The following is an 18,847-nucleotide window of genomic DNA, read 5'->3' as shown; positions in this document are numbered from 1 at the left end:
CGGGGGCGCGAGGGTGTCAGGAAGGGGCCAGGAAGGGGGCCAGGCAAAGGCGCTCGACGATACAGCAGCCGTGCTGCCTAGATTTGCGAGGAAAGGCGCTCGACGATATAGCGCGCCGCCTGATCGTCGGTGATCAGACTGGTCAGCCAGCCGCCGCGCAGCGCGGCCAGGATGGCCGGCCCTTTGTCGCGGCCACCGGCCACCGCCACCATCGCCTGACGCTTCAGCGTGGTCAGCGGCAGGCTGGTCACTCGCTGACTGGTGGAGCAGTCGATCAACCGGCCATCGGCATCCATCGGCCAGCCCACCAGCTCTCCCACGGCGTCCAGCGCCAGCAGTTCGTCGAGTTCCGACTCGCTGATGAAATGATCCTGAAACAGCGTCGCCTGGCGATCGATCCGCCCTACCCCGACGAAGGCCGCGCTGGCCTGCTCGGCCACCTCGCCGATGGCGCGAAACAGCGGCTGTGCCGCCAGCGCCCGCTTCTCCTCGACCGAACTGGCGACCACCGGCGTCGGCAGCAGGTAGCGCTCGCCACCGGTCTTGTCCGCCGCCACCATGACCCCGTCGTAGCGGTTGGACGAGCCGTCCCTGGCCACGTTACCGACCAGCGAGACGAAGCGATGACGTGGACGGTCGATCCGGCTCAGCGCCTCCACGGTCGCACGAATCGAGCGGCCGGAGCCCAGCGACAGGGTCTGCGGCTCGCTGCGCTCGATGATGCGTGACAGACGCTCGGCGCCGGCCACCGCCAGGTAGGGGGTACTGTCCTCGGCGGTGGCGGACGCAGGCACCACGTCACAGTAGTCCAGTTCGAAGCGTTCACGGATGGCCTGGGACAGTGCGGTGCAGTGGGCCACGGGGTGGTCGATATGGACCTTGACCAGGCCTTCCTGCCTGGCCAGCGCCAGCAGTCGCTGCACGCCCGGCCGGGAGACCCCAAGCTGTGCGGCGATCTCATCCTGCGTCTGTCCACCCACATAGGAAAGCCAGGCGGCTCGTGCGGCCTGGTCCAGCTTGACCTCGAACTTGTCCACGCATCGTCTCTCTGGCTGATCGTACAGCCTGCATCATCGCAAGCCAGGGACACCGGCACAACGCGGGCTTACTCGGCCGGCGTCTTTTCCAGCAAGCCGCCGGGCAGCGTGACGCTTACCCTCAGTCCACCGAGCGCCGCGCGATCCAGGGTCATCGTACCGCCGTACAGTGACACCAGTTCCTCGACGATGGAAAGCCCCAGCCCACTGCCGGGGCGGCGCTCATCCAGACGCACGCCGCGCTTGAGTACCGCCTCACGCTCTTGCGCGCTCATGCCCGGACCGTCATCTTCCAGCCGCAGGCGCACGCTGTCCCCCTCGAGCCAAAGATCGAGTTCGACCCGGGTGCGCGCCCAGTCGATGGCGTTCTCCAGCAGGTTGCCGGTCAGCTCCTGCAGATCGTTGGGATCGATGCGCAGCGCCAGCCCATCCGCCACGCGGGTCTCAAGACGGATACCGCGACGCCTGGCCAGCCGAGACAGGCCGTCCAGCACCGGCGCCAGCACCCTGGCCAGACGTACCCTGGCGGCCAGGGCGGCGCTGCCGACGGCGCTGGCACGGGCCAGGTGGTGGCGCACGGCAGCATCGATACGTCCTAGCTCCTGGCGCATCCTGGCTCGCTCGGTCTCGGGAAGGCGTTCCGCCTGGGTCATCAACACGCTGACCGGCGTCTTGAGCGCGTGGGCCAGATTGCCGGCGGTGGCGCGGCCGCGCTCGATCAGCCGTCGGTCATGGTCGAGCACCTCGTTCATGGTCACCGCCAGTTCCGCGAGCTCGGTCGGCAGCCGGGTATCGAGGCGCTCCCGCTGGCCGCCCTTGACCGCCGCCAGATCCGCGTGAAGCGACCTCAAGGGCGCCAGCCCCCAGCGGATCTGCAGCGCCAGACCGGTCAGCAACAGCACGCCGAGCCCCAGCAGCGACAGCCATAGCAGCCATTCGAAGCGTGCCACTTCGGCATCGAGCTCCTGACGGCTGACCGCCAGGCTGACGTGAACGGGGTGGGGATGTCCCGACAGCCTGAGGGAACGCTCGACCAGCCTCAGCCACTGCCCACGAGGCCCTTCGATGGTGCGCCAGACGGTGTCCGGGGAGGCGGTGATCGGCAGGCGCTGATCCCATAGCGAACGCGAGCCCCGGGACAGGCGCTCGCCGTCGCTGATCTGCCAGTACCAACCGGAGAACACCTGATCGAAGCGCGCATCGCCGAGACTGTCGTTGACCACCAGGGCACCGCTCTGGGGGTCTCGATCCAGGGCCGCCAGCAGCACCCGATGCATCGACGACAGGCGTTCGTCGAACGAGGCCGAGGCGGATTCGCGAAAGCTGTAGGACAGCCCACCGCCGACCAGCGGCAGGATCACCAGCACCAGCACCAGCGACGCCAGCAGCAGCCGCCGGGTCAGCGAACCGCGCGGCGGCGTCACGGCGCATCCTCTCCCGCCGGGGTCACCAGGCGATAGCCCTCGCCGCGTCGTGTCTCGATCCGCTCGCTGCCGAGCTTGCGCCGCAGGCGACTGATCTGGACGTCGATCACGTTGGAATCGGGTTCATGGTCACGGTCGTAGACGTGCTCGGCCAGCTCGGCGCGACTGACCACCCGCTCGCGGGCGTGCATCAGGTAGGACAACAACCGTGACTCCTGAGCCGTCAGCGCCACCGGCCTGCCGGCCAGCGTCACGGCCCCCGTGTGGGTGTCGAAGCTGAGCGCCCCGGCGCTGAGCACCGGGTGGGCGTGGCCGTGGCTGCGGCGCACCAGGGCCCGCAGCCGGAACATGACTTCAGCGGTCTCGAAGGGTTTGGTGACGTAGTCGTCGGCCCCGGCAGAAAAGCCCGCAGCCTTGTCGGACCAGCGCTCTCGCGCGGTCAGCACCAGTACCGGCAGGTCGATGTCGTCGTCGCGCCACTGGGCCAGCCAGCGGGTGCCATCGCCATCCGGCAGTCCCAGGTCGAGCACGACTGCGTCGTAGCGCTCGGTGCGCAGCAGAAAATCCGCCTCGCCTCCGGTCGCCGCGACTTCCACCAGCAGCCCGCCTTCCTCGAGGGAGGCGGCGAGCGCTTCGCTCAGCGCCTGGTCATCCTCGACCAGCAGAATCTTCATGCCACGCCTCCTCCGGCGTCATCCCTGTATTGCGGTGATCCCCGCGGGCTAGTCGGCATCGCGCGGCGCGGGGCGCTGCATGGCATCGATGCCGACCCCTTCGACGCTCAACAGCTCACCACTGCCTGCGTCGAACTCGAACTCCACGACCTGCCCCTGGGCGCCGACCAGTTCGATCTCGTAGAGGATTCTACCGTCGTCACGTTCGAGCTCCACTTCGAGCACCTGCCCGTCGTAGCGCTCATCGAGCCAGTCCAGCAGCGTCGGCAACGCCACCAGCCGGCCTTCACGCACCTCCTGGTGCAAGTCACGCCAGTCGTCATCCGCGCGGGCGAAACCGATACCCAGCGACTCGCTCGCCAGTGCCGCGAGGCTGACGTCATCGCTCGGGCGCGGAGCCTGGGCCAGGCTTGCGGCCATCACGGACGTGCATAGCAAGAAAAGTGTCTTGGAGGTCATGAGGCGAAGTCTGACCCACTGCAGATGAATGAAAGATGAACGATCCCGTCAGGCTGGCGACAGGTCCCCCCTGCCAGGATGGTCCCACTCGCCGAGATCACCAAGCACACGGTGAGCTTACCTCAACAGCGAATGGAGTCCCCAGCATGAACAAGACTGTCACCCTGAGCCTGGCCGCCCTGACCTTGAGCGGCACCCTCGCCACCACCGCCATGGCCGACGATGAAGCCGTCAACCGGGAGGAGATCGACCGCCTGCTGGCCAGCACCGGGGAGTACGGCTTCACCCACTACGATGAGCTGGGTATCGATGACGGCGATCGTTTCGAGGCGGAAGGCTGGCGCGACGACGGCTGGCGCCTCGACGTCGACATGGACCTCAGCGACGGCAGCCTGCTGGGCGAACAGCGGCGCCAGAGCGAGATCCCGACCTGGAGCCTCAGCGGCGACGATGTCGGCAAGGCGCTGGACGCCGCCCAGGCGGCCGGCCTGGAACTGTTCAGCTCGCTGGATGTCGACCGTACAGGTGATATCGAGATCGAAGGCTACGACGCCCAGCACCAGGAGCTCGAGGTCCGCCTCGATCGCCATACCTTTGACGTGACCGGAGTCCAGCATGACGACTGATCATTCCTTCAGCACCGACGACTACCAGCACAACGCCGCCTGGAGGGCGGCGTCCCGCTGGCAGCAACGCGCTCGCCAGGCACGCCCCACCCGCCGGATGGGTGGCTTCAAGCTGGCTCTCGCCACCCTGGTCGGCGCCGTCACCCTGGTGCTGGCCACCATGATGGCCCTGGTGCTGAGCCTGGTGGGACTGGCGCTGATGCCGCTGGTGCGTCACCGCATGAAGAAGCGCATGGAGGCCTACCGCGCCGATCATGCCGACGACATCACGCCGGGGGCGACCACCCGAGCCCCCGGTCAGGACGATGCCCGCGTGTGGGAAGGCCAGTATGAGGTCAAGTGAAGCACCCGGCGGGCGATGCAGCGACGAGTGCGCGTCACTCGCGCGGATCGCCTCCCGGCAGCCGTTCGGGACCGGGCTCGGGCACCTGATCAGACCCGCCTGCCCGGTCTTCGCGGGCGACCTGCCCGCTTGGCGGGGCGTCGCTGCTCCCATCGAGTGCCCCCCTCAGGGCCACCACCTCGGCCTTGAGTTCTCGCACCTCGCGGTGCAACTCTCGCAGCATGTCTCGATTGATCCGATGCAGCCGTTCGGACTCGTCCTCCTGATCATCGATGAACAGTGAACCGACGTAGGCCGCGAAGCTACCGAACAGACCCACACCGGCCACCATCAACAGCGCCGCCACGACCCGTCCCAGCGACGTCACCGGATAGTAATCGCCGTACCCCACCGTGGTGACTGTGACGAAGGCCCACCACAAAGCCTCCTCGGCGGTATCGATGGCACTTTCCGGGTTAGGGCCTTCCACCACCAGGATCACCACCGAGCCGAAGATCAACAGCAGTACCGTGGCCGAGGCCACCGAGGCGAAGATGCCCTTGGCCTTGTTGCGAAACAGCAGGTTCCAGATCAGGTGTACCGACTTGATCGCGCGCAGCATGCGGATGATCTGCACTACGCGCACCAGACGGCCAGCCATCAAGAAGCTCACCGGGATACTCGCCAGCAGATCGATCCAGCCCCAGCGCATAAAGCGCCACTTGCTCTCCGCACGGTGGAAACGGATGCAGAAGTCGGCAAAGAAGAAGCCGCAGACCACCAGGTCCAGCTTGAAAATCAGGTCATCGACCTCCGGCGGCAGGTCATTCAGCTCCTGCACCGCCATGGCACCAAGCACGTAAAAGGAGAGGATCAGAATCAGGATCTGAAATGGGGTCAAGCTCTCTTGTTTCATGGGGTTCGACATCGACCGGGAAGCAGAATCACGACCTTACGCGATGCACCGGAAGCTGCCTAGCGGCAGGACACGCCCCGAGCCCTCACCAGGTCAACGTCGACCCCATTGCACCTTTCCCTGTCGATGCCCCGATGTCGGTATTGCCCCTGACCGAGAGCCGCTTTTCCCTCGCAGGTCCCTCGCCGGCAGATACCTCTATGACGCTACTCCAGGGGTTCGTAGGGCAGCCCCACGTAGTTTTCGGCGATGGTGGTCAGGCCCGCTGTCGAGCCGGTCAGATAATCGAGCTCCGCCAATTGCATGCGCGCCTCGAAGTCTTCCTCGTCGCTGAAACGATGCAGCATCGACGTCATCCACCAGGAGAAGCGCTCGGCCTTCCAGATACGCTTGAGGCACACCTCGGAGTAGCGCGGGATCAGATCGCTGCGCCCTTCGTTAAACACCTTCACCAGCAGGCGATACAGGGTGTTGACGTCACTCGCCGCCAGGTTCAGCCCCTTGGCACCGGTGGGCGGCACGATATGGGCGGCGTCCCCCACCAGAAACAGGCGACCGTACTGCATCGGCTCGACCACGAAGCTGCGCAGTGGTGCGATGCTCTTTTCGATCGAAGGTCCCGTCACCAGAGTCTCGGCCACGTCTTCCGGCAGGCGCCGTTTCAGTTCGTCCCAGAAACGCTCATCGGACCAGTCCTCGACCTTCTCATCGAGGCCCACCTGCACGTAGTAGCGGCTGCGATTCTCCGACCGCATGCTGCACAGGGCGAAGCCCCGCTCGTGGCGTGCGTAGATCAGCTCATCGGTCACCGGTGGCGTATCGGACAACAGCCCCAACCAGCCAAACGGATAGACCCGCTCGAAGGTCTTCAGACGCTCCTGCGGGATCGATTGGCGTGACACGCCGTGGTATCCATCGCACCCCGCCACATAGGCACAGCGCAGACGGTACCCCTTGCCTTCATGCTGAAAGGTGAGGGAGGGCGACTCGCTCTCCAGATCATGGGGGGTGACGTCGCTGGCCTCGTAGTAGCTGATACCGCCTTCTCGCTCGCGTGCTTCCATCAGGTCCCGGGTGACTTCGGTCTGGCCGTACACCATCACCTGCTTGCCATCGGTGTGCCCCGCAAGGTCGACGCGTACCCGGCGGTTGTCGAAGGCAAGCTCAAAGCCGTCGTGGGGCAGGCCCTCGGCATCCATGCGTTGGCTGACGCCGGCTTCACGCAGCAGGTCGACCATGCCCTGCTCGAGCACCCCGGCACGAATACGTCCCAGCACATAGTCGCCGCTCTTGCGTTCGACGATCACATTGTCGATCCCGGCCCGGCTGAGCAGTTGCCCCAGCAGCAGTCCGGAGGGCCCGGCCCCGATGATGGCGACCTGGGTCGTGAGTTCACTATCGATACGCTCGGGGGAAGATGTTGTCGTCATGGTGGCTACCTCGTCAGCGGAACGTTATGGTTATGCCTTGTATTTTTCGCTGAAACACCACCCCAGATAAGGCATATTCCTCGCCACAAACTAGACTTTTCGCGGAATCTACCCTGACATTTGTCGTAGTCACGCTCAATCACCTCCCCGGCAACCGCCAGGAGCGCAGACCATGAACCCCGAGACCCCGTCCACCACGATATCGTCAGCGGTTCCCACCTTTACCCTTTACGGGGAAACCGGTAGCTGGCCGACCCCCGACCTGCTGCACTGCGAGTCCATCGCCGAACGCAGTCGGCTCCACGATTGGCGCATCCATCCCCACCGCCACGTCGACCTGACTCACCTGCTGCTGCTGTACGCGGGCGAGGTCGAACTGCAACTGGAAGACAGCCGACAACGGCGGGCCGCCCCGCTGCTGATCCTGGTGCCTGCGCTCACCATTCACGGGTTTGCCTTCGCTCCGAACATCCAGGGCCACATCCTGACCCTGGCGGCACCGCTGGTCAGCCACCTCGAGCAGGTACTGCCGGACGCCAGCAGGGTCTGGCGCAGCGCGGGAGTCACTGCACTAGCCGACGCCAGACACCGACTGCAGGCATTGGTGGAACATATCGACGGGGAATACCGACGGCCGGCGCGGGACCGCGACGTGCTGCTCGACGCCTTGATCCAGGCGCTGACGGTGGAAGCGGCTCGCCTGGCGACGCATCCGGCCAGCCGGGCCAGGTCTGCCGTGAGCACCGATCCCGGCCACGGCCACCTGGCCCGCTACCAGACACTGATCGAGCGGCGCTTTCGCCAGCAGCCGAGCATCGAGGAAATGGCGCGCGAGCTGGACATCAGCGCGGCCCACCTCAACGCCCTGTGCCGGCGCCTGGCGGACCAAAGCGCCCTGGCGGTGCTGCACCAGCGTCTACTGCTCGAAGCCAAGCGCGAGTTGACCTATACCAACCTGACCATCGCCCAGATCGCCGATGGCCTGGGATTTTCCGAGCCCGCCTATTTCACCCGCTTCTTCAAGCGGCTCAGCGGAGTGGCTCCCCGCGACTTCCGCCGCCGCCAGTTCCATCGTCAAGGCGACGGATCGCCAAGCTCGCCCTAGGCGCTGTCCGAAAAGTCGACGAGCGAAGGTTAGACAAGGCAAAAATCGGTGAGAAAGCGCAGTTTACGGGGTGTAAATGAGCATTTTGACCGGGCTGGCGCACCTGCCGATTTTTAACGCCGTATTACCGAGCGCAGGCACTTTTCAGACAAGCCCTAGACCAGATCCCGGGGGAAGACCTCATCCCAGCTTCGCGAAAAGATTCGAGTATCGCCCTGCCAGGCGTCCAGGGTGGCACGCACCCGAAAGCTGTCGGCGTCGCTGGTCAGCCGAGTGCGGGTCAGGGTGTGGATCTCCCAGTCCCCCCGGCGGAAGGTACGTTGCCACTCGGTCCAGCCGGTAACACTGTCGTAGTTGCCGTAGGAATAGCTGTAGCGCTCGGTCACCGAGCCGGAGATGTCCAGCGCGATATCGTCCAGCCGGTAGCTGCCCTCGTCGTGGAACACCTCCAGTGTGGTCTGGTCATTGGCCAGATCTCGGATCACCTTCCAGCTTTCCTGGGAAGGCTGCAGCAGCGTCTTGGCCAGCGGTGGCGCCCCTTCCGGCTCCTCGAAGGGGCGCAGAGCCGCTTCTTCCGCCGGCCTGGGGACCCTGGTCGGCAGCACCAGGCGACAGGCACCAGGCCACAGTGTCAGGCGTACCGGCCTTGGCGCAGGCCATACCAGCGGCCAGTAGCTGGTCGAGATCGCCAGCCGGATGGCGTGCCCCGCCGGAAACTGCTGGGCAATATGCTTGAGACACACCGTCACGCGGTAGCGGCGCCCCGGCACCAGAGGCTCCGGGTGTTCGTCGCTGTCACGATGGGTCAGGTTGAGCACCCCATAGGACACCCGTGTCGCCTTGTCGTCTTCGGCGATATCGACAAGACGCAGCGCCACCATCGCCACCGGCTGGTCGGCGGACAGTTCCAGCTGCACCGATGGGGCACCACAGATTTCCAGATCCTGCTCGAGCCGGGGCGTCTGGAAAATCAGGGCGCCACCGTCCTCGTCACGCTGGTCGTGAGGCAGATCCGGCGGTGCGTTGTAGGAACACCACTTGCCGGCATACAGGCCCACCGACAGCGGCGAGCGGATATCCAGGCTCTCGTCGTCATCGCCGTCCTTCGCGTCGGTGCCGTCCTCGCCACGCAGGTCATGTCCGCTGGTCAGCCGCCAGCTCCGGGACATGATGTGGGGAGAGGGCCAGCTCGGCTCGGCGACCCAGCGACCGGGACGAGCGCTGTAGCGCGCCGATGGCGGCATCGATTGCTGCATCCAGACCCTCAGCATCGGTTCGTCCATGATCCCGGTATCCTGGTCCTTCAGCCAGTGGTCCCACCACCGTAGCCCTTCCTGCAGGAAGCCGATGGCCGGCCCCGGTACCCCGAGGTGGGGGTACTTGTGAGCCCAGGGGCCCACCAGCCCCTTGCGTGGCGAGGTCAAACCGGCCAGCAGCCGGAAGACGGCGTTGCAGTAACCATCCGCCCAGCCGCTGATGGCGTACACCGGCACCTGGATACGGCTGTAGTCCTCGCACACCGAGCCATGTTTCCAGTAGTCGTCACGTCGCTGGTGCTGAAGCCAGCGCGAAAGCCAGAGGCCGCTGCCGTCCAGGCGATCGAGCCACATCCTGAACCAGTCGCCACCCACCAGCGCCGGGTCGGGCGGGATGGCATTGCCATCGAACATGGTCGACGCCCAGGAAAGATTGTCGGCCAGCAGGCAGCCACCCATATGGTGGATATCATCGGCGTAGCGGTCATCGGTAAAACAGATGGTGATGACCGCCTTGAGCTGCGGTGGGCGCATGGCGGCGATCTGCAGGCCGTTGAAGCCCCCCCAGGAAATACCGACCATGCCGACACTTCCCGTACACCAGGGCTGGCGTTCCAGCCACTCGAGTACCGCCACCCCGTCGTCCAGTTCCTGCTGCAGGTACTCGTCGGTCAGTACGCCATCGGATTCGCCGGTGCCTCGGATATCGACGCGAACCCCGGCATAGCCATGCCCGGCCCAGTAAGGATGCACCTGAGCGTCTCGCTCCGCGGTCAGGTCACGCTTGCGATAAGGCAGGTACTCGAGGATCGCCGGCACCGGATCATCGTCGGCGTCGACCGGCCGCCAGATACGGGCAGCCAGCCGCGTGCCGTCGGCCAGTGGAATCCAGGTTTCCTGCTCCATCACCTTGCGCGGAAAATCGCTGACCACCCGCATCGTCGCTCCTTGCACTGGCTTCAAGCTCACCCTGTCGAGATCGCCCTGTCCATACCGCGCTGCCGAGATCGCCCTACCCCTGCAACCTGGCCACTCCAGCGCTCTCGGTGACGCTCGGTACAGCGGCGGCGCGCCGACTCAACTATCGATATCGCCGAATGCGAAGATCAGTCGGGCCGCCAGTTGCTGATAGCGACGAAGCAGCGCCTGATAGTCGTCGCCCCCCATCCAAATATAGGCCAATGCAAAGCTGTAACTATCCTGTTCTGGCAGGCTCGACAGACGCTGCCCCTCCTCCACCTGCAGACTGATCACCGTGCCGGGGTAGTCCTGTTCGAGTTGTGCGAGGGTCTGCGCCGACGGAACCCGTTCGACGGTGGCGTCATGGAAAAAAACGCGGTAGAAGAACTTGGCCGCGACCGCGTAGGCGCCCTCCCGGTGGGGCAGTCTCGGACGCTGCCCCAGCGCCAGGTCCACCGTCACCTGCTGATGGCTGAGCCCGTCGACCTTCTCGAACAGGTCGCAATGTGACTGAGAAATGCGTGTGTTGATCTCGAGCAGCCAGATGCGATCCTGGAGTTCGTCCCAGAAAAACTCGACGTTGAACGCGGATTGATCGAAGCCGGTGCGGGTCATGACCAGGCGGGTGGCGTCGATCATCTGCTGCTGAACCCTTTGTGGCAGGGCCGAGGGGTACAGATAGTGGAAGAAGCTCAACACCCCTGGGTAGCGAATCGAGTCGACCACACCATAGACCACGACCTCGCCATCGTGGACGTAGCCTTCCAGCGTGCATTGCCAGCCGCCGATGATTTCCTCGGCCATGCAGTAATGGCCATCGATCGCCGCGATCTCCGGAGGCAGGTTGGCCTGATCCAGCACGCTGTTGAACGGCTCGGCGATGGAACCGATCTCCGCCTTCAGACGGTCAATGGCAAGCGCAAAGTCTTCCGGCGTCTCGATGCGAAAACCGAGCCGTGAGCCCGACGACTTGATCGGCTTGACGAAGAAGGGAAAGGACAGCCCCGCCGCACCGATCTGACCCAACGCCGCCTCGTCGAAGGGGTCGAAGGCGGTGAACCCGGGGATGTACTGCGGCACCACCTCGCGCTGAACGCAACGGCTCCAGTACTTGTGCTCACACTTCAGCAAGCTTTCCAGCGACGTCGATCGGGTACCGAATCGCTTGCACAGGATCGGCAGCATCGTGGATACCGGAAAATCCATATAGCCGATGATCGCGTCTATCGGCCTGCCGAATCGGTCCAGGGTCTGGCCGGCTTCCTCGAGCATCGCGGGAATATCGAATTCTTCGGTGTCATAGACCGCCTCCGGCGCAATAATTCGGTGAAAGCGCCATTCTTCGGCACCCTTCAAGCGCAGCAGACGCTCATGATTGTCATCGTTCAGCCCCACCACAAAAATATTGCGCGCACTCACGTCAAGCCCTCGCGTCATTACGATGGTGTCACGCTGCAAGCTTAGTGAAACGCGCCTCCCACAAAGGCTCATATTGGACTAGAGCGTCATATCAGAAACCTCATCCAACCGACATTAAATGCATCAAAAAAGCCCGCCGTATGGCGGGCTTGGGGTGAGCTGAGCGTAATACTGGCCGCCGCTTCGATGCCGACTACAGCAAAAAGAGGGTGCTCAAGGTCGGGAACAACAGCAACAGAGCCAGGCGCACAAAGTCAGACACGATAAAGGGAGAGACGCCTCGGAAGATCTCCCCCAGTCCCACATGGGGCGCCATGGCCTTGATCACGAAGACGTTCATCCCCACCGGCGGCGTGATCAGCCCCAACTCGACCGTCAGCACCGTGACGATGCCAAACCACACCGGGTCGATACCCAGGCTCTGAATGATCGGGAACACCACCGGCACCGTGATCACCAGCATGGCGATCGAGTCCATGAACATGCCGAGCAGGAAGTACATGGCCAGGATGCACAGCACGACAACGAAGGGCGTCAGCTCCATGGCAAACAGACTGTCGCTGATGGAGAACGAGATCCGTGAGAGTGAAATGAAGTAGCCCAGCGCCTCGGCACCGACCAGCATGAAGAACACCACCGCCGACAGCGCCAGGGTCTCCTGGACCGCAGACCACAGCTCCCGTGCACGCAGCCCCTTGACCAGGGCGTAGATCAGGGTGGCAAAGGCACCGACACTGGCCCCCTCGGTGGGAGTGAAGATTCCCTGATAGATGCCCAGGATCATGACCAGGAAGACCGCGAAGAAGGGCACCAGGCCGCCGAGCGAGGCAAGCTTCTCACCCCAGCCTGTCGCTTCCCCTGCCACTGCCAGATCCGGCTTTACCCGCATGACCACGCTGACGGTCAGGGCGTACAGCACCAGCCCCAGGAGCCCGGGCACCAGACCCGCCATGAACATGTCACCCACCGACTGCTCGGTCAGGATGGCATAGATCAGCAGGGCGATACTGGGCGGAATCATGATGCCGAGGGTGCCGCCCGCAGCCAGCGCCCCGGTGGCCAGGCCGCGATGGTAGCCATATCGTTCCATCTCCGGCAGGGCCACCCGAGTCATGGTGCTGGCGGTGGCCAGAGAAGATCCGGAAATCGCCGAAAAGACACCGCAGGAGCCTACGGCGGCGATCGCCAGGCCGCCCTTCCATCCACCGCAGATCACCCGCGCCGACTGGAACAGCTTGCCGGCCATGCCAGAATGCGCCGCCAGTACGCCCATCAGGATGAACATCGGAATCGCGCTGAAGCTGTAGTTGGACAACACCTCCACCGGCACCGATTTCAACATCGATACCGCCGCGCCGAGATCGATGATGGTGGCAAAACCACCGACACCGACCAGCAGCATCGCCAGAGCTACCGGCACCCGCAGGATCATCAACACCAGCAACAGCAGCAGCCCGAACCCGCCGATCGTCTCAGTCGCCATGGGACACCTCCGCACTCTGGCCGAACAGCGCCCCCAGGAGCGCGTGCAGCAGGCTGCGCAACGCCAGCAGAGCACTGAGCACTGCAGCGACAAGATAGATCGGCCCGAGCGAGATCCTCAGGTCCTGGGTGACCTCGCCGTACTCGACAGCGGCGTGGGCCGCACCCACCAAGCCCGTCGCCAGCACCCCGCCAAGCACCGCAAAGCCCAGCAGATAGACGCCATGCAGGCGCGCTGCGATGGACGCAGGAAGACGGTGGGAAAAGGCCTCGACCACCACCTGGCTCTTCTCCACGCTGGCCGACATGGCCGCCAGCAAGGCAAACAGCATCAGGTAGCTGACCAGTTCGACGCTACCGAAGACTTGAAAGGAGATGGCGCCATCGGTCAGACGCTGCAGGTAGCGTGTCACCACGTCGGCGATGGTCACCGCCAGCATCAGTATCAGACAGCCGCCCGCCACCCAGCGACAGACCAGGGCCAGCCAACGGCTGGCCCCTTCCAGAAAGGGTTGCATGGCGTCACTCCGTCCCGGCGCAGCTTTCACGTGCCGCCAGCGCCGCCTGATAGACGTCATGCGCCTGGCTCAAGCCGCGCTCCTCGAGTCCGCTCAGGTAATCCTCGATGCCCTGCTGGAGCGGCGGCGCCCAGTCGGCGTTGTCGAGGGGCGCATCGACCACCCGAATGGTGTGGCCGGCATCCACCGCTTCCTGCCGCCCCACCTCGTCGATGGCGTGGAACACCTCCCCCGCATTGAGTGCCCACTGCATGCCGGAGTTGGCATCGATGACCGCCTGCTGCTCCGGCGTCAGCCGATCGTAGGCACGCTGGCTCATGGTTGCCACAAAGATCAGCGAATAGAACGGCACCTGGGTGTGGTATTCGACCAGCTCGTTGATACGAAACCCCTTCATGCCTTCCCAGGGAAAGCTCAAGCCATCGAGCACGCCCCGCTGCATGGAGGTATAGATATCCGGGGCAGGCATGCCTACCGGGCTTGCCCCCATGTTTTCGAGGATATCGCCTGCCACCGCGGTCGGGCGACGGATTCGCAGCCCTTCCAGATCGGCCGGTACCTCGACGTCGGTATCCACGGTATGGATGTAACCGGGACCGGTGGTGAACATGAACAACACGCGAGTATCGTCGTACTCTCCCCCCAGGCCGCCATCGTCGTGCAGGGTCTGCAGGATGCATGAACCCTGTATCGCGGAATCGGCCACCCCGGGGAGTTCGACGATCTGCGACAGCGGGAAGCGCCCGGCGGTGTAGCCCTGAGCGGTGGCGCCGATATCGGCGATGCCGTTTACGGTCGCCTCATAGATGTCGTCAGCCTTGGCCAGGGTACCGGAAGGGAAGACCTGAACACGCAGATCACCGCCGGAGTCTTCCTCCACCGCCTTGGCCCACTGCTCGAAGATCTGGGTATTGATACCAGAGGCACCAGGCCAGAAGTGGGCCATGCGCAGCGTGGTCGCCGCTTGAACCGAGGCACAGGAAAGGGCCGTCAGGGATGCGGCCATCAGGCACGCGAGGGGGGTCTTCATGGGGATCCTCCGGACTTTATCGTTATCGTCGACGCGCGCTCATTATTGGTCTCTCGCTCGACACCGTTTCCGGCAACTCGACCAGTGGCGCTCGTTCGCATAGTGAACTTCTGTTCGTTTTTCAGCTCAAAAGATAAACTACCTGGCCACACAACGAAAAGCGACTTTGGTCTAGCGGAAGGCCAGGCACCGACGGGAACCAGGCTCTCTTTCCCAGAGTGGTGCCAAGGAGGCGACTTCTCTAGAATTGTGCTTAAACGATAAAGATGCTCTTTCGAGCCACCACTCCCTTCTCGCCTCGCCGTTCAAGGATGAACCTGATGACCTCTCGCCCGGCCGCCGCCCTGCTGCTGCTCCCGCTGACAACGCCTGTCACCGCACAGACTGCCGCAACCGACGACCGCGCCGTCGAGCTGCAGCAACCCGTGTTGACGGTGTCGGCGCCGCGCCTGGAGCGCGAGCTACTCACCACCCCGATGGCTGTCTCGATGGTCGATGAAGACGACATCCATCAAGGTCAGCAGCGGGTCCGTCTCGATGAATCCCTGGTTCGAGTGCCTGGGGTGTTCATCCAGAATCGCGACAACTTCGCCCAGGGTGCTCGTGTCTCCATCAGGGGCTTTGGTGCCCGCGCTCCCTTCGGTGTGCGCGGCATCACCATATTGGTGGACGGTATTCCCTACACCCTCCCCGATGGCCAGGCCCAGCTCGATGCCATCGACCTGGACAACGCAGAACAGATCGAGGTCATCAGGGGACCGGCGGCGGTTCAGTACGGCAATGCCGCCGGTGGTGTCATTTCGGTCACGACGGCGGACGGGCGTGACGAAGGTGATGACTCGACGACGATACGTGCCGGTATCGGTAGCGACGGCTACAACAAGCAATCCCTTTCCACCGGCGGCGAGCACGACGGCTGGGCCTACCACCTGGGTGCCTCGCGACTGGAACTGGCCGGCTATCGGGATCACAGCCGCACCGAGAAGCGCTTGCTGAACGCCAGCCTGTCACGGGATATGGGCGATCAACGCCGTCTCACCGCCATCATCAACCTGCTCGACAACCCCCGTTCCGAAGATCCTGGTGGCCTGACCCAGGACCAGGTCGATGAAGATCGCCGACAGGCGGGCCGCTTCACCGAGGACTACGACACCGGCCAGGAGGTGGACCAGCAGGTCGTGGGATTGCAGTACGAGGATCTAGGCTTCGGCCCCGGGGAGCTCTACCTCAAGGGATTTACCACCTGGCGAGACTTCGAACAGCAATTGCCCTATCCGGGCGACAGCTTGATCGACTACCGACGTCACCACTTCGGTGGCAGCGCCGAATATCACCAACGCTCCAACCTCGCCGGCATGACGCTGGACAGCATGGTGGGTATCGACGGCGCTCGCCAGGAAGACGACCGCCATCGCCGCGATGTGGCCTTCGATGGCAGCGTGACGGGAGAAGTGGCCGACGAGACCCAGACGGCGACCAGCCTGGGCATCTTCGCCCAGGGCGACCTTGCCCTGAATGAGCACTGGATACTGTCGGCCGGCGGACGCTTCGATCGCATCGACATGGAAATCGACGACGACTACGACAACGATGGCGACCAGAGCGGTGAACGCACCTTCCACGAAACCAATGGAAGCCTGGGAATCAGCTACCGCTTCCATCCCTTGCACCAGGTCTACGCCAACACCTCCACCGCCTTCGAGACACCGACCTTCTCGGAGTTTGCCAATCCCGCAGGTGGTGGCTTCAACCCCGACGTCGAGCCCCAGGAGAGCTGGAGCCGTGAGCTCGGGGTGCGCGGCACCCTGCCCACCGGACTGGATTACGACGTCACCCTATTCTCGATCGACGTCGACGATGAACTGGTCCCCTACGAGATCGATGGCAGCGATCGCACCTTCTACGAAAACCTTGGCGACACCAGCCGCGACGGGCTCGAAGTCGCGCTAGGATGGCAGCCCTCGGCGCGTCTGGAGCTCAATACCGCCCTGACCCTGGCACGCTACGAGTTCAACCAGGTTTCCGGTAGTGACCTGGACGGCAACCGTCTGCCCGGGCTTCCGGAGACAACCTGGGTCAACCAGCTCACCTGGTACGGGACAGGCAGCCAGGAAACCCGTTACTTTGCCACCCTGGAAACCCAGTATGTGGGCGACATGGTCGCGGACAATGCCAACCGGGTAGACGTCGACAGCTACTGGCTGGTCAACCTTCGTGCGGGTGACGGCTGGCGACTGGGCGGCAACCAGATACTGTCGACCTACCTCGGCATCCGCAATCTGTTTGACGAAGACCACTATGCCAATATCCGCATCAATGCCAGCAACGACCGCTATTTCGAACCGGCGCCGGACCGTTCCTTCTATGCAGGCGTAGAACTATCATTTTGATGTAAGCACAACTTTTTCGCCGAACTGTTGTGATTCGGGAGTCAGCGCCGAGCGAGAGTCGCTCTACCCCAGCATCTCTTGAGCCAGATCAAGCACATCGACTTAAACCCTTGAGACGATGAAACGATCCTTGGCAAAAGGAGGCGCAGCACTCGCTGGCCAACCTCCCATGATCATTCGACGCTCATCCGAGACACCCGCGCGCCTCTGGTCCGGAGGCACGACGCGGGAGCTGTTCATCGCTCCCGTTGACAGTGACTATGCCGACCGGAACTTTCAGGTCCGCCTGAGCACCGCCACGGTAGAGTCCGAAGAGTGCCTGTTCACCCCTCTGGCAGGCTACGAACGACACCTCATGGTATTGGAAGGCGAGGCCCACCTTGAGCATCAAGGGCACCGCTCCAGGGACCTCAGGCGCTTCGAAGTCGACACCTTTGACGGCGCCTGGCAAACCCTGAGCCAGGGGCTCTATCGCGACTTCAACCTGATGGTGAGATACGGCAGTCGCGGCTACCTCACACACCAGTTGCTCCGCGAACAGGAAACCCTGCACCTGTCACCGGAACCCGCACTACTTCGAGCCTGGTACCTGATCAGTGGTCGTGTGGAACTCGTCTCCGGCGAGGTACTCGCGGCCGGTGATCTTCTGGTCATCGAACCCGGCGACCGCCTGGGCCTGCGTTCGCTGCAAGCGAGCCAACTGGTCGTCTCCACCATCGCGTTCTAGGCACAGAGCCGCGACAGCCGTCTTGCTGAAACGTGCCTGAAACCAAAGAAGCCCGCCTCCTCTCGGAAGCGGGCTTCTTCGTGATACATGCCTGATCTGTTCACGACAGGGTAGTCGCATGGGGGTGAGTCACCTCGCCTTATTCGGCTGAACTTGTAGAGAGCCCATGCATGCGCTCTTTACAAAAAGAAGGCCCAACTCCTCTCGGAATTGGGCCTTCTTCTGAATAAATGCCTGACGATGACGCTTAGACAGCAAGGTCGCTCGCATGGGGGTGAGTCACCCCAGCGCTCTTTACAAGGGCTGCAGCGAAGCTGCAAGGGGTGACGAACGACGCGAGCCTGCCCTTGAGAAGAGCCAGGCCGAACCGCACCGAGGGGGTTATCGGCGCGGCCCCACATATAAAAAGCGCGGCTGAATTTGTAGAGAGCCCATGCATGCGCTCTTTACAAAAAGAAGGCCCGACTATCTCTCGATAATCGGGCTTACTTCTGAATAAATGCCTGACGCCTCTGCGGCCACTTCGTGGCCTTGAGCCTGGGCTCGGGGCGCCGCAAGCGGCTTTACATCCCTCGCCCGTTCGAGCCTGACAATGCGTTGCATTGTCCGGGCGGCTCTCACCCTACTCTCGTATGGGGGTGAGTCACCCCAGGGTTTGCAGCGAAGCTGCAAGGGGGGACGAACGACGCGAGTTTGCGAGCGGCCGGACCGCGCCGAGGGGGTTATCGGCGCGGCCCCACATATAAAGAGAGGGGTCTGCCCCATGCGTACGAAAAAGCCCAACTCCTCTCGGAATTGGGCTTCTTCTGAATAAATGCCTGACGATGACCTACTCTCGCATGGGGAGACCCCACACTACCATCGGCGCTGAGCGGTTTCACTTCTGAGTTCGGCAAGGGATCAGGTGGTTCCCACTCGCTATGGTCGTCAGGCGGAAAAAAGACAATATATATCATGCCGACGATACGTTTCATCATATCCGTCAATTGATTCGAGACATCATCGACCAAAACCCTTTGGGTGTTATATGGTCAAGCCTCACGGACCATTAGTACCGGTTAGCTCAACGCCT

General features: G+C 63.5%; 16 protein-coding genes and 1 rRNA gene. 5 read left to right on the top strand and 12 right to left on the bottom strand.

All coding sequences use genetic code 11. The features are described 5' to 3' along the window. Positions 1 to 77: 77 nt before the first annotated feature. From RBB39_RS22015 to RBB39_RS22000, 4 genes are all read right to left on the bottom strand, one after another. Complete coding sequence (locus tag RBB39_RS22015; RefSeq protein ID WP_045994626.1) at positions 78 to 1,037, bottom strand: sugar-binding transcriptional regulator; 960 nt, start codon at positions 1,035 to 1,037, stop codon at positions 78 to 80. Positions 1,038 to 1,105: 68 nt separating this feature from the next. After that, positions 1,106 to 2,461, bottom strand: a complete 1,356-nt coding sequence (locus RBB39_RS22010) for a sensor histidine kinase (protein WP_045994627.1) — start codon at positions 2,459 to 2,461, stop codon at positions 1,106 to 1,108. Next, positions 2,458 to 3,135, bottom strand: a complete 678-nt coding sequence (locus tag RBB39_RS22005; protein ID WP_045994628.1) for a response regulator transcription factor — start codon at positions 3,133 to 3,135, stop codon at positions 2,458 to 2,460. The genes RBB39_RS22010 and RBB39_RS22005 overlap by 4 nt, the downstream gene beginning before the upstream one ends. A 48-nt stretch (positions 3,136 to 3,183) precedes the next feature. After that, entirely contained in the window at positions 3,184 to 3,573 is a 390-nt protein-coding gene (locus RBB39_RS22000) for a PepSY domain-containing protein (protein WP_239452613.1), read from the bottom strand. Between the two features lie 167 nt (positions 3,574 to 3,740). On the opposite strand from RBB39_RS22000, the gene RBB39_RS21995 reads away from it, so the two are divergent. Beyond that, entirely contained in the window at positions 3,741 to 4,220 is a 480-nt protein-coding gene (locus RBB39_RS21995; protein WP_045994630.1) for a PepSY domain-containing protein, read from the top strand. Continuing rightward, the gene (locus RBB39_RS21990; RefSeq protein WP_045994631.1) at positions 4,210 to 4,563 is read left to right on the top strand and encodes a hypothetical protein; all 354 of its coding nucleotides are present in this window, start codon (positions 4,210 to 4,212) and stop codon (positions 4,561 to 4,563) included. Before RBB39_RS21995 ends, RBB39_RS21990 begins: the two co-directional genes overlap by 11 nt. A gap of 34 nt (positions 4,564 to 4,597) precedes the next feature. Here RBB39_RS21990 and RBB39_RS21985 read toward each other — a convergent pair whose 3' ends face one another. Further along, complete coding sequence (locus RBB39_RS21985) at positions 4,598 to 5,443, bottom strand: ion transporter (protein WP_239452614.1); 846 nt, start codon at positions 5,441 to 5,443, stop codon at positions 4,598 to 4,600. A 221-nt stretch (positions 5,444 to 5,664) separates the two neighbouring features. Next, positions 5,665 to 6,888, bottom strand: a complete 1,224-nt coding sequence (gene pobA, locus RBB39_RS21980; RefSeq protein WP_045994632.1) for a 4-hydroxybenzoate 3-monooxygenase — start codon at positions 6,886 to 6,888, stop codon at positions 5,665 to 5,667. Positions 6,889 to 7,060: 172 nt separating this feature from the next. Between pobA and RBB39_RS21975 the strand changes: the two genes are divergently transcribed. Next, on the top strand, positions 7,061 to 7,993 hold the full coding sequence (locus RBB39_RS21975; protein ID WP_045994633.1) for a helix-turn-helix domain-containing protein: 933 nt from the start codon (positions 7,061 to 7,063) through the stop codon (positions 7,991 to 7,993). A gap of 155 nt (positions 7,994 to 8,148) precedes the next feature. Here the strand turns inward: RBB39_RS21975 and RBB39_RS21970 are convergent, their stop codons facing one another. From RBB39_RS21970 to RBB39_RS21950, 5 genes are all read right to left on the bottom strand, one after another. Further along, positions 8,149 to 10,188: a CocE/NonD family hydrolase gene (locus tag RBB39_RS21970; RefSeq protein WP_045995305.1), complete on the bottom strand. Its 2,040-nt coding sequence runs from the start codon at positions 10,186 to 10,188 to the stop codon at positions 8,149 to 8,151. Between the two features lie 138 nt (positions 10,189 to 10,326). Beyond that, on the bottom strand, positions 10,327 to 11,628 hold the full coding sequence (locus RBB39_RS21965; protein ID WP_157033171.1) for an acetyl-CoA carboxylase biotin carboxylase subunit family protein: 1,302 nt from the start codon (positions 11,626 to 11,628) through the stop codon (positions 10,327 to 10,329). A gap of 193 nt (positions 11,629 to 11,821) precedes the next feature. Beyond that, positions 11,822 to 13,111, bottom strand: a complete 1,290-nt coding sequence (locus RBB39_RS21960) for a TRAP transporter large permease (RefSeq protein ID WP_045995307.1) — start codon at positions 13,109 to 13,111, stop codon at positions 11,822 to 11,824. Next, positions 13,101 to 13,628 carry a TRAP transporter small permease gene (locus tag RBB39_RS21955; protein ID WP_045995308.1) on the bottom strand — a complete coding sequence of 176 codons (528 nt, stop codon included), beginning with the start codon at positions 13,626 to 13,628 and terminating at the stop codon, positions 13,101 to 13,103. The genes RBB39_RS21960 and RBB39_RS21955 overlap by 11 nt, the downstream gene beginning before the upstream one ends. 4 nt (positions 13,629 to 13,632) lie before the next feature. Then, positions 13,633 to 14,658 carry a TRAP transporter substrate-binding protein gene (locus RBB39_RS21950; protein ID WP_045995309.1) on the bottom strand — a complete coding sequence of 342 codons (1,026 nt, stop codon included), beginning with the start codon at positions 14,656 to 14,658 and terminating at the stop codon, positions 13,633 to 13,635. Positions 14,659 to 14,978: 320 nt separating this feature from the next. Here RBB39_RS21950 and RBB39_RS21945 point away from each other — a divergent pair, with 320 nt between their 5' ends. Together RBB39_RS21945 and RBB39_RS21940 are read left to right on the top strand one after the other, a co-directional pair. Further along, on the top strand, positions 14,979 to 17,048 hold the full coding sequence (locus tag RBB39_RS21945; RefSeq protein ID WP_083970706.1) for a TonB-dependent receptor: 2,070 nt from the start codon (positions 14,979 to 14,981) through the stop codon (positions 17,046 to 17,048). A 169-nt stretch (positions 17,049 to 17,217) separates the two neighbouring features. Continuing rightward, positions 17,218 to 17,775: a HutD family protein gene (locus RBB39_RS21940; protein WP_222569956.1), complete on the top strand. Its 558-nt coding sequence runs from the start codon at positions 17,218 to 17,220 to the stop codon at positions 17,773 to 17,775. A gap of 816 nt (positions 17,776 to 18,591) precedes the next feature. Here RBB39_RS21940 and rrf read toward each other — a convergent pair. Then, a 5S ribosomal RNA gene (gene rrf, locus RBB39_RS21935) occupies positions 18,592 to 18,707 on the bottom strand. Positions 18,708 to 18,847: the final 140 nt, after the last annotated feature.

It is taken from the genome of Halomonas sp. MMSF_3323 (genome assembly GCF_030733595.1).
In the GTDB taxonomy this organism is placed as follows: domain Bacteria; phylum Pseudomonadota; class Gammaproteobacteria; order Pseudomonadales; family Halomonadaceae; genus Halomonas; species Halomonas litopenaei.
This window is presented reverse-complemented; position numbering and strand designations above follow the sequence as displayed.